Here is a 14,130-nt window from a genome sequence, read left to right as displayed (position 1 = left end):
CGATCATGAAGGCGTCTGCCCGAATTCGGGCAGGATTCTTGCGAAGTGTGGGGTGAACCCCTCAGTATTCACAGGTGCTCGATCGCCGCCCGTCGCATGACGACCTCATCGACCACCTGGTGCGCAGCACCGCGCTCCAGCGCGGTGAGGCGGCCCGGGTGGTGCTCGACGTGCTGGCGTACTTCGACGAGTCGACCGAGGACTTCGTCCGTCGCCGCCACCGCGAGCTTCAGTCCGGTGGCGCCGTGAACGCCGAGATCTTCGAACGCATCGCGGCCGAGTTGCCGCACCGCGCCGTGGCGCCACCGGAGCTCTCGCTCCGGCAGCTGCGCCGGATCGTCTACGGCTGAGTCATGGCGACGCCACGACGGAGCACACTCACCAACCTGGAGGGGTAAGACTTTTATGTGCGGAATTGTCGGTTACATCGGAAAGCGCGACGTGGCTCCGCTGCTGCTGGAAGGCCTGCAGCGGCTGGAGTACCGGGGGTACGACTCCGCCGGCATCGTCATCACCAGCCCGAAGGCCACCGGCCTGAAGATGGTCAAGGCCAAGGGCCGGGTCCGTGACCTGGAGGCCCGTGTCCCCAAGCGCTTCACCGGCACCACCGGCATCGCCCACACCCGCTGGGCCACCCACGGCGCGCCGAGCGACATCAACTCGCACCCGCACCTGGACCCCGAGAACAAGGTCGCGGTCGTCCACAACGGCATCGTCGACAACGCCCAGGAGCTCCGCGCCAAGCTGGAGGCCGACGGCGTCGTCTTCGCGTCCGAGACCGACACCGAGGTCATCACCCACCTGATCGCCCGCTCCCAGGCCACCACCCTGGAGGAGAAGGTCCGCGAGGCGCTCAAGGTCATCGAGGGCACCTACGGCATCGCCGTCATGCACGCCGACTTCAACGACCGCATCGTGGTGGCCCGCAACGGCTCCCCGGTCGTCCTCGGCATCGGCGAGAAGGAGATGTTCGTCGCCTCGGACGTCGCCGCCCTGATCGCCCACACCCGCCAGGTCGTCACCCTCGACGACGGCGAGATGGCCACCCTCAAGGCCGACGACTTCCGTACGTACACGACCTCGGGCGCCTCGACGACGGCCACCCCGGAGACCGTGGAGTGGGAGGCCGCCTCCTACGACATGGGCGGCCACGACACGTACATGCACAAGGAGATCTCCGAGCAGCCCGACGCGGTCGACCGCGTGCTGCGCGGCCGGATCGACGACCGGTTCTCCACCGTCCACCTGGGCGGCCTGAACCTGGACGCCCGCGAGGCCCGCACCATCCGCCGGATCAAGATCCTCGGCTGCGGCACCTCGTACCACGCCGGTCTCATCGGCGCCGGGCTCATCGAGTCCATGGCCCGTATCCCCGCCGACGCCGAGCCGGCCTCGGAGTTCCGCTACCGCAACCCGGTCGTGGACCCCGACACCCTCTACATCGCCGTCTCCCAGTCCGGTGAGACGTACGACGTGCTCGCCGCCGTGCAGGAGCTCAAGCGCAAGGGCGCCCGTGTCATCGGCGTCGTCAACGTGGTCGGCTCCGCCATCGCCCGCGAGGCCGACGGCGGCGTCTACGTGCACGCCGGCCCGGAGGTCTGCGTCGTCTCCACCAAGTGCTTCACCAACACGGTGACCGCCTTCGCGCTGATCGCCCTGCACCTCGGCCGCATCCGCGACCTGTCGGTCACCGACGGCAAGCGGATCATCGAGGGTCTGCGCAAGCTGCCCGGGCAGATCAGCGAGATCCTCGAGACCGAGGAAGAGATCAAGAAGATCGCCGCGGAGTACGCCGGCGCCCAGTCGATGATGTTCATCGGCCGCGTGCGCGGTTACCCCGTCGCCCTCGAGGCCTCCCTGAAGCTCAAGGAGATCTCGTACATCCACGCCGAGGCGTACCCGGCCTCCGAGCTGAAGCACGGCCCGCTCGCGCTGATCGAGCCGGCCCTGCCGACCGTCGCGATCGTCCCCGACGACGACCTGCTCGAGAAGAACCGCGCCGCCCTGGAGGAGATCAAGGCCCGCAGCGGCCGCATCCTCGCGGTCGCGCACCAGCCGCAGGCGAAGGCCGACCACACCATCGTCGTGCCGAAGAACGAGGACGAGCTGGACCCGATCCTGATGGGCATCCCGCTCCAGCTCCTCGCCTACCACACGGCGCTCGCCATGGGCCGCGACATCGACAAGCCGCGCAACCTGGCCAAGTCCGTCACGGTCGAGTAGCAGCCGCCGGGCCTGTCACCCGGAGCTCTCGACCACGGCCGGGAAAGCCCGTCCGCCCGCATTCCGGACCTGTCCCCGGAGGGCCGGACGCCCGGCCGGACACGAAAGCGGTCCCCGCGCACCTCGTCGGTGCGCGGGGACCGCTTTCTGTCGTTGCCTTGCCGTCTGCCGTCTGCCGTCAGGCGGCTGTCGTCAGGCGGCTGTCGTCAGCTCGCCGCGGCCGCGCTACGGCCCGAGCGGCTCAGCGAGGTCGGCCAGTGGGCCACCGCCGCCGTCGCGCCGTACCAGGCCACGAGGCCCGCCACCGCGGCGACCCAGCCGCCCGCCTTCGCCAGACCGCCGTTGTCGGCGAGTGCGCCGATGCCGAGCAGCAGCAGCGCGACGAACAGCAGCCCGTAGACGCCCTGTCCGAACAGACCGCTGCCCGCGGCGGCCATGGTCAGTGTGAGCGCGAGGAGCGCCCACAGCAGCAGGAAGAGACCGGTGGCCTCGGCCGAACCGCCGTCGCCGACTCCGGTCCCCCAGGTGAACCAGAAGGCGCCGAGCGCCGAATAGGCCGTGCCCTCACCGCCGTTGCCGGCGCGCAGGGCGAGCAGGCCGACGAGGAAGAGCGCCACCCCGCCGACCCAGGTGGCGAGGGATGCGGCGTCCGACGCCGCGACGTTGTCGATCACGCCGGTGCTGCCGACGCCGAAGGCCAGCAGAGTCAGTCCGAGCGCGAGGTGGCCGAGAGTGGAGGTCGTGTTTCCCGCGGCGACGTCGTTGTCCACGGCGGGCTCCCTTCAAGTGGGCAGTTGTGCTGCGTGAGCTGCTTGTTCCGGTGACTTTTAACTACCCTTCACAAGCGCACAAATCACCTGACGGCGGCAGAAATTATCGCCGTATCAAGGGAGTTGACGAAGTGTCGAGAAGATGAAGCCCAGGGGGCGGCTGTCGGGGCCCGACGATTACAGGGCGACGATCACGGGATGACGATCACGGGCCGCTGCGCGCGCTTGGCGAGCCGGCCCGCCACCGAGCCGAAGATCCGGCCGACGATCCCGTGCGTCGAGCCGACCACGATCGCGTCGGCCGAGTACTCCCGGCCGACCTCCTCCAGCTCGTGGCAGATGTCGCCGCCGCGCTCGACGAGGATCCAGGGCACCTCGGCCAGATAGTCCGCGCAGGCGAGCTCCAGGCCGAGCACCTCGGTGCGGTGGTCCGGGACGTCGACGAAGACCGGCGGCTCGCACCCCGCCCAGACGGTGGTGGGGAGCCGGTTGGCGACGTGCACGATGATCAGGCCGGAGCCGGAACGCCTGGCCATGCCGATGGCGTACGCGAGGGCTCGCTCACTGGACGTCGAGCCGTCGAAACCGACGACCACTCCGTGCCGGAAGGCGGGATCACAGGAGTGACGTGGCTGTTCCACCGCGAGGGGGTCGACCGTGGAGTCGGCGACGCGCTTGCGGTCCGCGGGTTCGGGGAATTCGTGACCGGCCATCGGTGTCTCGGCGAAGAAGATCCTTGTGGGAAGGGAAAGTGGAGTACGTCGTACGGAACAACGGATTGGCGGCGGAGCTGTGTCCGGGAATCATCTTCCCAAGCCCATACCCCCAAGGGTACGGCGACACTCCTCTCCCGCCCAGAGCCGTCCGGGCTCGCACCCGGCGCTCGCACGGCGTTCCAGGGAGCATGCACGAGCCCGTCCCGTTATGGCAATGCCGCCTGTGCCCTACAGCTGTCCCTCCAGGTGTCCGTACGGAGGGCCAAACGGACGCCCCTCGCAGTGACCGGAACGTTCCGCTTCTCGTTGCCACAGGTCCAGTCACCGTCGCAGGGAGCCCCGCCCGTGCCCGCACCAACGGCCGCCGCCACCGCCCGCCCCGCCGACCTCCACACGTCCGCCCCCTCCCCCGCCCCGGCGCGCGGACCCGGCCGGCGACGCTCCCCGGAGCCGCCGGGGAGCACGGCGGGGAGCGCGGCAGGGAGCACGGCGGGGAGCGCTCCGGGCGGCGCGGCGGACTCGGCGGCGGAGTCGGCGGGCGACGTCGTCCGCTGGGCGGTCTTCTGCTGCGTCCTCGTCCCGGTCGTCCTCGTGGTCTACGGCACCTCGCTGGGCGGGGCCGCCGGAACGGCGGTCGGGCTCGCCGCGGTGACGGCGGTCTGCCGGGTGCTGCTGCGCCGTGCGGAGCGCGGTCTGCGCGCCGAGGCGACGGCGCCCCGAGCGCGTCGCTCGCACGGCGGCCGAAACCACCGTCAGGGCTGACGCACCCCCCGCGAAGCTGACGCATTCGCACACCCGCACCCATATGATTTCAGCCAAGTTCCAGATGTCGGCGAGTCCTTGGCGGAATGACCCCTCAACCCTGGTGCCACCAGGCCGGAAAGGCTCGGGCCGGGCCCGCGCACCCTACGGGGACGGGCCATGCGGGCCACGCGCACTTCCCTGCGCGGCCCACGAGTGGAACGCTTCGTGATCGAATGCTTCGCGCCAAGTTGCCTTGTCGACAATGTGCCGGATGGAGAACTTGTCACGCCGGCGCCACGGAACACAGTAGATTCGATCATGGGTATCGAAGACTGGGGTCTCGTGCAAAACCGAGGGGAATCGTGCAGGAGCGACAGGACCAGGGAGACGCGAACACCGAGGGGGGCTTAGCGTCATGAGCCAGGACTCCGCCGTAACGGAGGCCGCACGGAAGCTGTCCGGGCGCCGCCGCCGCGAAGTAGTCGCGGTGCTGCTGTTCAGCGGCGGCCCCATCTTCGAGAGCTCCATCCCGCTCTCCGTGTTCGGCATCGACCGGCAGGACGCCGGAGTACCGCGTTACCGGCTGCTCGTATGTGCCGGCGAGGACGGCCCGCTGCGGACCACAGGGGGCCTCGAACTGACCGCGCCGTACGGCCTGGACGCGATCAGTCGCGCCGGAACCGTCGTCGTACCGGCCTGGCGGTCGATCACCTCGCCGCCACCGCCGGAGGCGCTCGAAGCGCTGCGCCGGGCACACGAAGAGGGCGCGCGGATCGTCGGTCTGTGCACCGGCGCGTTCGTGCTCGCCGCCGCCGGGCTGCTCGACGGCCGCCCGGCCACCACCCACTGGATGTACGCGCCGACGCTCGCCAAGCGCTATCCGTCGGTCCATGTGGACCCGCGGGAGCTCTTCGTCGACGACGGGGACGTACTGACTTCGGCCGGCACCGCGGCCGGAATCGACCTGTGTCTGCACATCGTGCGGACCGACCACGGCGCGGAGGCCGCGGGCGCCCTGGCGCGCCGGCTGGTCGTCCCGCCGCGGCGCAGCGGCGGTCAGGAGCGCTATCTCGACAGGTCTTTACCTGAGGAGATCGGCGCCGACCCGCTCGCGGAGGTCGTCGCCTGGGCTCTTGAGCACCTCCACGAGCAGTTCGACGTGGAGACGCTCGCGGCCCGCGCGTACATGTCACGGCGTACGTTCGACCGGCGGTTCCGCTCGCTGACGGGGTCCGCCCCGCTGCAGTGGCTGATCACCCAGCGGGTGCTGCAGGCTCAGCGGCTGCTCGAGACCTCCGACTACTCGGTCGACGAGGTCGCGGGTCGCTGCGGCTTCCGCTCCCCGGTGGCGCTGCGCGGGCACTTCCGCCGCCAGCTCGGCTCCTCGCCGGCCGCGTACCGCGCGGCCTACCGGGCCAGGCGCCCGCAGGCCGAGACGACGACGGCGGTGCTCGACCCGCTGGTGCCTCCGCAGGGCGCGCCGGTCCTCCGGCGGCCCGGTGGGCCGCTGGACCCGGGCAAGCCGCAGTCGGACATGTACGCCTCCGGCCGCCCGGCCCTGCCGGGTCAGCGCAGCGCCCCCTAGGGGGCGGGCAGGACCGCGCGCGCCACAAGCCGCGCACGATCAATCCGACGGGCGTCCGGGGGTACCTCTCCCGGGCGCCCGTCGGCGTTCGCCCGGGCCGCCCGTCAGCCTGTCCCGGTCCGAACCGGGAGGGAACCGGGAGCCACCCCCTAAGGTAGGACGCATGAACGATCGCATGGTGTGGATCGACTGCGAGATGACCGGGCTCTCGCTGACGGACGACGCACTCATCGAGGTGGCCGCACTGGTCACCGACTCGGAACTGAACGTGCTCGGCGACGGCGTGGACATCGTCATCCGCCCGCCGGAGGCGGCGCTGGAGACCATGCCCGAGATCGTGCGCCAGATGCACACGTCCTCCGGCCTCCTCGACGCCCTGGCCGGCGGCACGACCCTCGCCGACGCCGAGGCGCAGGTCCTCGCCTACGTGCGCGAGCACGTCAAGGAGCCCGGCAAGGCGCCGCTGTGCGGGAACTCGGTCTCCACCGACCGGGGATTCCTCTCGCGGGACATGCCGGCCCTGGAGAGCCATCTGCACTACCGGATCGTCGATGTCTCCTCGGTCAAGGAGCTGGCCCGCCGCTGGTACCCGAGGGCGTACTTCAACAGTCCGGAGAAGAGCGGCAACCACCGTGCGCTCGCCGACATCCGCGAGTCCATCGCCGAGCTGCGCTACTACCGTGAGGCGATCTTCGTCCCGCAGCCCGGGCCCGACTCGGACACGGCGAAGCAGATCGCCGCGCGCCACGTCCTGCCGCCGGAGTAGTTCCGACGGCCGGGCCGCCCGGCCGGGCAGCCCCTGCTCGCGCCCCTGACGCACCTCCGGCGCCCCCCTGACGCCCCCGGGTCGAATGCGGGCGCGAGCACCCTCCCGGACCCTGTAGACTTCTTCTCGGCCGGTCGGGGAAACCTTCGGGAAACCGCCGGTCATGGTGGGTGTAGCTCAGCTGGTAGAGCACCTGGTTGTGGTCCAGGATGCCGCGGGTTCGAGTCCCGTCACTCACCCTGAAGGTCGAGGCCCCGGTTCGAAAGAACCGGGGCCTCGGTCGTTTTCCGGGGCCCTTCGGGTGAGCGCGCGCGGCGCCCCCGGGGTGCGGGCGGGGGCGGGCGCCTAACGTGACGACGGTCACCAGGCCCTGGCACCGGGAGGCCGTCATCCGCAGGACCCGTATCCCCCTCGCCGTCGCCGCCGTGCTCGCCACCGCGCTGCCGGCCGGGTGCGCCGCGGGCCCCGCCGAGCGGGACGGCCGGACCACGCTCACCGTCGGGGTGTTCGGGGCCTTCGGTCTGAAGGAGGCCGGCCTCTACGACACGTACATGAGGCTCCACCCCGGGATCGTCGTCCGGCAGACCTCGATCGAGCGGAACGAGAACTACTACCCGCAGCTGCTCACCCACCTCGTCTCCGACTCCGGGCTCGCCGACGTCCAGGCCGTCGAGGTGAACAACATCGCCGAGGTCACCACCACCCAGGGGCACCGCCTCGAAGACCTCGGCGCGGCGCCCGGCGTCGACAAGAGCGCCTTCCTGCCCTGGAAATGGGCGCAGGGCACCGACCGCAACGGCCGAACGGTCGCGCTGGGCACGGACATCGGCCCGCAGGCCGTCTGCTACCGCAAGGACCTCTTCGCCCGGGCCGGGCTGCCCACCGACCGGGCCGCCGTCGGCCGGCTCTGGGCCGGGGACTGGAAGAAGTACCTGGACGTCGGCAGACGGTTCAAGGCCGCGGCGCCCGAGGGGGTCGCCTTCGTGGACTCCGCCGCCGGCGTGATGGCGGCGATCACGGGCAGCAGCCCGCTCCGCTTCTACGACACCGAGGGCGAGGTCGTCTACAAGGACAACCCGGCCGTGAAGCACGCCTGGGACCTCGCCGCCGCGTTCGCCACCGGCGGCCTGACCGCCAGGCTCCAGCAGTTCACCCCCGCCTGGGACCAGGCGTACGCCAACGGCCGGTTCGCCACCGTCTCCTGCCCGGCCTGGATGCTCGGCTACATCCAGGACAAGGCGGGGCCCGGCGGCCGGGGCGCGTGGGACGTGGCGGCGGCGCCCCGGCCCGGCAACTGGGGCGGCTCCTTCCTCGTCGTACCGTCGGCCGGGAAGCACCGGGCCGAGGCGGCGAAGCTGGTGGCCTGGCTGACCGCGCCCGCCCAGCAGGCGACGCTCTTCGCACGGCGGGGCAGCTTCCCCAGCGCCTCGGCCGCCTACGCCCTGCCGGTGGTCTCCGGCGCCCGGCACGCGTACTTCGGCGACGCCCCCGTCGGCGCGATCTTCGCGGCGGCGGCGCGGGGCGTGCCGGTGGCCGTCACCGGCCCGAAGGACGCGGTCATCGCCCAGAACCTGGCCGACATCGGCATGCTCCAGGTCGACCAGAAGGGGCGGGCCCCTCGGGCCGGCTGGGACGCGGCGGTGAAGACGATCGACAACGCCCTGGACCGGTGAGCCGATGACCGAGGCCGAGGTCGCCGCACCGGCGCCGCACCCGGGCGCCCCGCTGGAGGCGCCCGCGCCCCGTACGAAGGAGGCTGGGCGGCGCCGGGTCCGCCTGCACAGCCGGGGCGCGCGCTGGGCTCCGTACGCCCTCGTCGCCCCGTTCTTCGTCCTCTTCGCCGCCTTCGGGCTCTTCCCGCTCCTCTACACCGGCTGGGCCTCGCTGCACCGGGTGGAGCTGACCGCGCCGGACCGGATGGAGTGGGTCGGGGCGCGGAACTTCACCCGGCTCCTGGACGACGACTTCTTCTGGAACGCGCTGGGGAACACGGTCACGATCGGGATCCTGTCGACCGTTCCGCAGCTGCTCATCGCGCTCGGCGTCGCGCACCTGCTCAACTCCCGGCTGCGCGGCCGGACCTTCTTCCGGGTCGCGGCCCTCACTCCGTACGCCACCTCGGTGGCGGCGGCCACGCTGGTCTTCGTCCTGCTCTTCGGGCGGGACCACGGCCTGGTCAACTGGGTGCTCGGGGCGGTCGGGTTCTCCCCGGTGGACTGGCAGAACGGCACGTGGGCCTCGCGGGTCGCGGTCTCGACGATCGTCGTCTGGCGCTGGACGGGCTACAACGCGCTGATCTACCTGGCGGCGATGCAGTCGATCCCGGACGAGCTGTACGAGGCGGCGGAGCTGGACGGGGCCTCGCGGTGGCGGCAGTTCGTCCATGTGACGGTGCCCGGGCTGAGGCCGACGATCCTGTTCACGGTCGTCGTCTCGACGATCGGGGCGACGCAGCTCTTCGGCGAGCCGCTGCTGTTCAACGGCGGCGCGGGGGCGACGGGCGGCGCGGACCACCAGTTCCAGACGCTGGGGCTCTATCTGTACGAGCAGGGGTGGGTGAACCACCACCTGGGGCGGGCGTCGGCGATCGCCTGGGCCATGTTCCTGATCCTGCTGCTGATCGGCGCGGCGGCCCGGCTGCTGCGGCCGTGGCTCGCCGGGCGGGGAGGGGAGGGCTGATGGGCCGCCGTACGTGGGTGTCGTCGCGGGCGGCGGGAGGGCATGCGTCCGTGTCGTCGCGGGCGGTGGGGGGCCGTAGCTCCGCGCGGGCGGGGTGGGTGGCGTATGCCGTGCTCCTCGTCTTCACCGCCGGGTCCCTCTTCCCGCTGCTGTGGACGGCGGTGGCGGCCTCGCGGGACAACACGCGGCTCGCCAGGACCCCTCCGCCGCTCTGGTTCGGCGGCAACCTGCCCGAGAACCTCGGCACCGCCTGGACCGACGCGAACCTGGGCACGGCGCTGCTCAACACCACCGTCGTCGCGGGGGCGGTGGCGGCGGGCACGGTGCTCTTCTCGACCCTCGCGGGGTTCGCCTTCGCCAAGCTGCGGTTCCGGTTCAGGAACGCGCTCCTGACGGTGGTGATCGGCACGATGATGGTGCCGCCGCAGCTGGCCGTCGTACCGCTGTTCATGCTGATCGCCGAGGTGTCGTGGACCGACCGGCTGCAGTCCGTGGTGCTGCCCGCGCTCGTCTCCGCGTTCGGTGTCTTCTTCATGCGTCAGCATCTGAGCCGCGCGCTCCCCTCGGAGCTGGTCGAGGCGGCCCGGGTGGACGGGGCGGGCTCGCTGCGCATCGTCTGGCACGTGGTCTTCCCCGCGGCGCGTCCGGCGATGGCGGTGCTCGGGATGCTGACGTTCGTGATGGCGTGGAACGACTTCTTCTGGCCGGTCATCGCCTTGACGCAGAACGGCAGCCCGACGGTCCAGGTGGCCCTTGCCGGGCTCGGCCGCGGGTACATCCCCGACCAGTCGGTGATCATGGCCGGTGCGCTGCTGGGGACGCTGCCGCTGCTGCTCGTCTTCGTGGTCTTCGGCCGGCAGATCGTCGGCGGGATCATGCGGGGCGCGCTGAAGGGCTGAGCGGGCGCCCGGCCTTGAAGCGGCGGGCGCGAAGGGTGGACGGGAACGGCGGGCTCGAATCGTGGGCGCGCCCCGGCCGGAGGGTAGGGCTCCGGCCGGGGCGCGCGATGTGGGGGGACAGGGGGGCTCTGAGGGGTCCCGGTTACGTGTAGGCGTTACTTGTAGGCGTTACTTGTAGGCGGCGAAGGCCTTGGTGAAGGCCAGCGGCTGCTGAAGGATCGAGGAGCAGGTGGCGTCCGCGTGGTTCACCGCGCCGGCCGCGCACTGCTTGTCGCGGGTCGAGGACCACATCGACAGCCAGCCGATGCCCTTGGACTTCGCGAAGTCGACCAGCTGGGTGGCGTCGTCGACCTTGAAGATCTCGGTCGTGACGTCGTTGACGCCGATCATCGGGGTGACGGCGACGGCCTTCCAGGCGGCGGCGTCGGAGAGGCCGAGGACGCCCTTGACCTGGGCCTGGGTGGCGGTCGCGGCCTGGATCGCGTACGTACCCATGTCGGCGCTGTAGGCCGGTCCGTAGTCCATCGCCATGACGTTGACGGCGTCGACGCGGACCCCGTTCCTCTTGGCGTCGGCGAGCAGGTCCACGCCCGGCTGGGTCAGGCCCTCGGGCATGACCGGCAGGGTGAAGGAGACGTTCAGGCCGGGGTGGGCCTTCTGGAGCTGCGCGATGGCCTGGGAGCGGCGGGTGTTGGCGGCGGTGTCCGGCAGGGCCGCGCCCTCGATGTCGAAGTCGACCTTGGTGAGCTTGTACCGGTCGACGACCTTGCCGTACGCGGCCGCGAGGTCGGCGGAGTTGGCGCAGTTCAGGGCCAGTTCGTGGCCGGCGGCGCCGCCGAGGGAGACCCGGACGTCACCGCCCTTCGCCCGCAGTGCGCCGATCTGGGCGGCCACCTTGTCGTCGGCGAGGTCGGTGACACCGCCCCAGAGCGGGGCGCACGAGCCGCCGGAGGTGATGAAGGCGAGGTTGAACTCCTTCACCCCGGTGGCGTCGGCGGTCGCCAGCATGTCGTACGAGGGGTAGAGGGAGGTGTCGATGTACGGCGCGAACTTCGGGGCGGCGCCCGGGGTCCCGGTGGCGGTCGCCGAGGGGGTCGGCGTCGGCGCGGAGGTCGTCGGGGCCGTGGTCGTCGGGGTGGCGGTGGGGGTCGCCGGGGCGGTGGGGCTCGCGGTGGCGGTGGGCTGCTCGGTCGGGCGGCCGCTCGGGGTCGGGGTGACGCCGCCGACGGAGCAGGAGGCCTTGTTGATCAGGCAGTTGGCGGGGTCGCCCGCCTCGCCGGCCGCCGAGGTCACGAAGCCGACGGTGACGGACTGGCCGGGGGCCAGCTCCTTGTTCCAACTGGCGGGCTTCACGGTGACGTGCCGACCGGAGACGGTGTGCTCGCCGTTCCAGAGCGAGCCGATCGTCGTCCCGGCCGGCAGGTCGAACTCCAGCGTCCAGCCCCCCGGCTGGACGCTGGAGGTCTCGTTGGTCACGACGTACTGCCCCGTGTAGCCGCCGGTCCAGGAGCTGGTGCGGGTGTACGCGGCGCCCACGGCGGCGGCCTGCGCGGTGCCGGTGAGCGCGAAGGCCGCGCCGCCGACCACCGCCGCCGAGACGACCGCGCCGATGACCTTCGTCCTGCCGCTCGTCCTGCGCCGGTGCGAACTGGTGGTGCCCATCGCGTGCCTGCCTCTGTGTGCCGGGGGTGGGGGTGGGGTGCGGCAGCACGCTAGCGACAGGGAAACGGACAAATGCCCACGAGGGGGCCAGGGTTGGGGATTCTTAGGCTCCCCTTAAGGAACGCATCGGGACGGGGAAAGGTTCACGCACGCGCGGGGCGTCGCGCAGTGGGCTCGGGTCCGGTTCCCGGCGACGGGGGATGACACCGGAACCGGGCCGGAGCCCACTGTGCGACGCCCTGGGGCGCGGAGGCCGGCCGCGCTCAGAGAACCTTGGGGCTCTCCATCGCCTGTCCGGCCTTGTCCGCCCGGTCGGTCTTGTCGGTGCCGTGCGTCTGCTCCTGCGCCCGCCCCGGCGCCTGCTCCGGTGCCTGGTGCGTGTCGGCGCGGCGCAGGCGCCTGTCGGTCGCCCAGACGGCGAGGCCGCAGGCCGCGAAGGCGGCGCCGAGGATGCTGGAGCCCGCCCAGCCGTAGCTGGTGAAGACGGCGGTGGTCGCGGCCGCGCCGAGGGCGGAGCCGAGCGAGTAGAAGACCATGTAGCCGCCGATGACGCTGCTGACGCGATCAGGGTGCGCGGCGGTGAGCAGATGCTGGTTGCTCACGTGCACGGCCTGGACCGCGAAGTCGAGGACGACGATCCCCACGATGAGGAGCCAGAGCGTCCAGGGCAGCTGGGCGATCGCCGCCCAGGAGGCGATGAGCAGGGCGAGGGCGAATCCGGTGACCGGGGTCGCCCGGCCGGCGTCCGCCCACCGTCCGGCGCGGGCCGCGCCGAGGGCGCCGGCGAGTCCCGCGATGCCGAACAGCCCGATCTGGCTCTCGCTCAGGTGCCACGGCGAGTCGGCGAGCGGCAGGGAGAGACCGCTCCACAGCGTGCCGAACGAGGCGAAGAGAAAGAAGGCGATGAGTCCGCGCGTCAGGACGAGGCGCTCCCCGAACAGTCCGCCGAGCGAGGCGACGACCTGCCGGTACGAGGCGGTCGGGCGGGTGCGCTCCTCGGACGGCAGCAGGACGAGGACGAGGGCCGCGAGCGCGAGGGAGAGCACCGCGAGCACGGCGTAGACACTCCGCCAGCCCCACACCTCGGCGAGGCCGCCGGTGACGACCCGCGCGCCCAGGATGCCGACCACGACGCCCGAGGTCACGACGCCGATGTTCCGTCCGCGTTCGGCGGGCGGGGAGACCGACGCGGCGTATGCCACCGTGGTCTGCACGACGACCGCGAACACCCCGGCCGTCGCGAGTCCCACGAACGCCACCCACGCGGCCGACGCGGAGGCCGTCAGGACCATGCCGACCGCGGTGATCGCCAGGTGCACGGCGATGAGCCGGCGCCTGTCGACGACGTCGCCGAGCGGCACGAGCAGCAGGAGCCCCGCCAGGTAGCCGAACTGGCTGGTCGCGACGATCCACCCGGCCAGTTCCGCCGACACACCGAGATCGCGTCCCATCGGTTCGAGGACCGGCTGCGCGGCATAGATGCTCGCCACCGCGACACCACAGATCACCGCGAGCAGTAACCGCCGCCACATGTTCATAGCGCTCCCATCCAGATTGGTAGCAGATTGCAACCGTTCTGACCGTACGGCATGATGGTTTCAATCCGCAACCCATTGGGAGGTGTCATGACACGCACGACCATGGGCGCCCCGAGCCTCGACTGGACCGACCCCGACTGTCCCGTCGCCCGCACGCTCGACCTCGTCGGGGACCGGTGGAGTCTGCTCGTCGTCCGCGACGCGATGGACGGGGCACGGTCGTTCACCGAGTTCCAGCGACGGACCGGCATCGCGCGCAACATCCTCACGGACCGGCTGCGCAAGCTCACCGCTCACGGAGTCCTCGCGCAGCGCACCGCGCCGTCGGGCCGGCGCCAGGAGTACGTGCTCACCGACGCCGGCCGTGCGCTCTTCCCCGTCATCCTCACGCTGCGCCAGTGGGGCGAGCGGCACGCCTTCGCCCCCGGCGAGACCCACTCCGTCCTGGTCGACCAACACGGCACGCCCGTACCGGAATTCGCGCCGACGGGCCCCGACGGCACTCCCCTCGGCACCGACACGACGCACGTGCAGAAGTCTCAGTAACC

Annotated in this window: 13 protein-coding genes and 1 tRNA gene; 10 read left to right on the top strand and 4 right to left on the bottom strand. The window is 71.6% G+C overall.

Annotation, left to right across the window (positions count from 1 at the left end):
• The first annotated feature begins 74 nt into the window (after positions 1 to 74).
• Positions 75 to 350, top strand: coding sequence for a hypothetical protein (locus ACGFYP_RS18000; protein ID WP_361969256.1), 276 nt, complete (start codon positions 75 to 77; stop codon positions 348 to 350).
• A 55-nt stretch (positions 351 to 405) separates the two neighbouring features.
• Positions 406 to 2,223: a glutamine--fructose-6-phosphate transaminase (isomerizing) gene (gene glmS / locus ACGFYP_RS17995; protein WP_361969253.1), complete on the top strand. Its 1,818-nt coding sequence runs from the start codon at positions 406 to 408 to the stop codon at positions 2,221 to 2,223.
• A gap of 206 nt (positions 2,224 to 2,429) precedes the next feature.
• Here the strand turns inward: glmS and ACGFYP_RS17990 are convergent, their stop codons facing one another.
• Entirely contained in the window at positions 2,430 to 2,993 is a 564-nt protein-coding gene (locus ACGFYP_RS17990; protein ID WP_393493914.1) for a GPR1/FUN34/YaaH family transporter, read from the bottom strand.
• 191 nt (positions 2,994 to 3,184) lie between these two features.
• Positions 3,185 to 3,706 carry a universal stress protein gene (locus tag ACGFYP_RS17985; RefSeq protein WP_137989180.1) on the bottom strand — a complete coding sequence of 174 codons (522 nt, stop codon included), beginning with the start codon at positions 3,704 to 3,706 and terminating at the stop codon, positions 3,185 to 3,187.
• A 348-nt stretch (positions 3,707 to 4,054) separates the two neighbouring features.
• On the opposite strand from ACGFYP_RS17985, the gene ACGFYP_RS17980 reads away from it, so the two are divergent.
• The 7 genes from ACGFYP_RS17980 (at position 4,055) to ACGFYP_RS17950 (ending at position 10,382) form a co-directional block, all read left to right on the top strand.
• A complete protein-coding gene (locus ACGFYP_RS17980; protein WP_393493909.1) occupies positions 4,055 to 4,471 on the top strand; it encodes a hypothetical protein in 417 nt (138 codons plus the stop codon).
• A gap of 397 nt (positions 4,472 to 4,868) precedes the next feature.
• The gene (locus tag ACGFYP_RS17975) at positions 4,869 to 6,038 is read left to right on the top strand and encodes a helix-turn-helix domain-containing protein (protein ID WP_393493906.1); all 1,170 of its coding nucleotides are present in this window, start codon (positions 4,869 to 4,871) and stop codon (positions 6,036 to 6,038) included.
• A 163-nt stretch (positions 6,039 to 6,201) separates the two neighbouring features.
• Positions 6,202 to 6,804, top strand: coding sequence for an oligoribonuclease (orn, locus tag ACGFYP_RS17970; RefSeq protein ID WP_361968051.1), 603 nt, complete (start codon positions 6,202 to 6,204; stop codon positions 6,802 to 6,804).
• 166 nt (positions 6,805 to 6,970) lie between these two features.
• A tRNA-His gene (locus tag ACGFYP_RS17965) sits at positions 6,971 to 7,043 on the top strand.
• A gap of 150 nt (positions 7,044 to 7,193) precedes the next feature.
• The gene (locus ACGFYP_RS17960) at positions 7,194 to 8,477 is read left to right on the top strand and encodes an ABC transporter substrate-binding protein (RefSeq protein WP_393494347.1); all 1,284 of its coding nucleotides are present in this window, start codon (positions 7,194 to 7,196) and stop codon (positions 8,475 to 8,477) included.
• Positions 8,478 to 8,481: 4 nt separating this feature from the next.
• A complete protein-coding gene (locus ACGFYP_RS17955; RefSeq protein WP_361968049.1) occupies positions 8,482 to 9,483 on the top strand; it encodes a sugar ABC transporter permease in 1,002 nt (333 codons plus the stop codon).
• The gene (locus ACGFYP_RS17950; protein ID WP_393493901.1) at positions 9,483 to 10,382 is read left to right on the top strand and encodes a carbohydrate ABC transporter permease; all 900 of its coding nucleotides are present in this window, start codon (positions 9,483 to 9,485) and stop codon (positions 10,380 to 10,382) included. Before ACGFYP_RS17955 ends, ACGFYP_RS17950 begins: the two co-directional genes overlap by 1 nt.
• A 168-nt stretch (positions 10,383 to 10,550) precedes the next feature.
• Here the strand turns inward: ACGFYP_RS17950 and ACGFYP_RS17945 are convergent, their stop codons facing one another.
• Together ACGFYP_RS17945 and ACGFYP_RS17940 are read right to left on the bottom strand one after the other, a co-directional pair.
• Positions 10,551 to 12,044: a cellulose binding domain-containing protein gene (locus ACGFYP_RS17945; protein ID WP_393493898.1), complete on the bottom strand. Its 1,494-nt coding sequence runs from the start codon at positions 12,042 to 12,044 to the stop codon at positions 10,551 to 10,553.
• A 263-nt stretch (positions 12,045 to 12,307) separates the two neighbouring features.
• Positions 12,308 to 13,582, bottom strand: a complete 1,275-nt coding sequence (locus ACGFYP_RS17940) for an MFS transporter (protein ID WP_393493894.1) — start codon at positions 13,580 to 13,582, stop codon at positions 12,308 to 12,310.
• Positions 13,583 to 13,669: 87 nt separating this feature from the next.
• Here ACGFYP_RS17940 and ACGFYP_RS17935 point away from each other — a divergent pair, with 87 nt between their 5' ends.
• Complete coding sequence (locus ACGFYP_RS17935; RefSeq protein ID WP_393493891.1) at positions 13,670 to 14,128, top strand: winged helix-turn-helix transcriptional regulator; 459 nt, start codon at positions 13,670 to 13,672, stop codon at positions 14,126 to 14,128.
• Positions 14,129 to 14,130: the final 2 nt, after the last annotated feature.

Source organism: Streptomyces sp. NPDC048370 (assembly GCF_043200825.1).
Lineage (GTDB): Bacteria > Actinomycetota > Actinomycetes > Streptomycetales > Streptomycetaceae > Streptomyces.
This window is presented reverse-complemented; position numbering and strand designations above follow the sequence as displayed.

Coding starts and splice junctions, on each gene's coding strand:
- ACGFYP_RS17940 (WP_393493894.1), bottom strand. CDS start 13,582: ATGAACATGTGGCGGCGGTTACTGCTCGCGGTGATCTGTGGTGTCGCG.
- ACGFYP_RS17975 (WP_393493906.1), top strand. CDS start 4,869: ATGAGCCAGGACTCCGCCGTAACGGAGGCCGCACGGAAGCTGTCCGGG.
- ACGFYP_RS17950 (WP_393493901.1), top strand. CDS start 9,483: ATGGGCCGCCGTACGTGGGTGTCGTCGCGGGCGGCGGGAGGGCATGCG.
- ACGFYP_RS17945 (WP_393493898.1), bottom strand. CDS start 12,044: ATGGGCACCACCAGTTCGCACCGGCGCAGGACGAGCGGCAGGACGAAG.
- ACGFYP_RS17985 (WP_137989180.1), bottom strand. CDS start 3,706: ATGGCCGGTCACGAATTCCCCGAACCCGCGGACCGCAAGCGCGTCGCC.
- ACGFYP_RS17955 (WP_361968049.1), top strand. CDS start 8,482: ATGACCGAGGCCGAGGTCGCCGCACCGGCGCCGCACCCGGGCGCCCCG.
- ACGFYP_RS17935 (WP_393493891.1), top strand. CDS start 13,670: ATGACACGCACGACCATGGGCGCCCCGAGCCTCGACTGGACCGACCCC.
- orn (WP_361968051.1), top strand. CDS start 6,202: ATGAACGATCGCATGGTGTGGATCGACTGCGAGATGACCGGGCTCTCG.
- glmS (WP_361969253.1), top strand. CDS start 406: ATGTGCGGAATTGTCGGTTACATCGGAAAGCGCGACGTGGCTCCGCTG.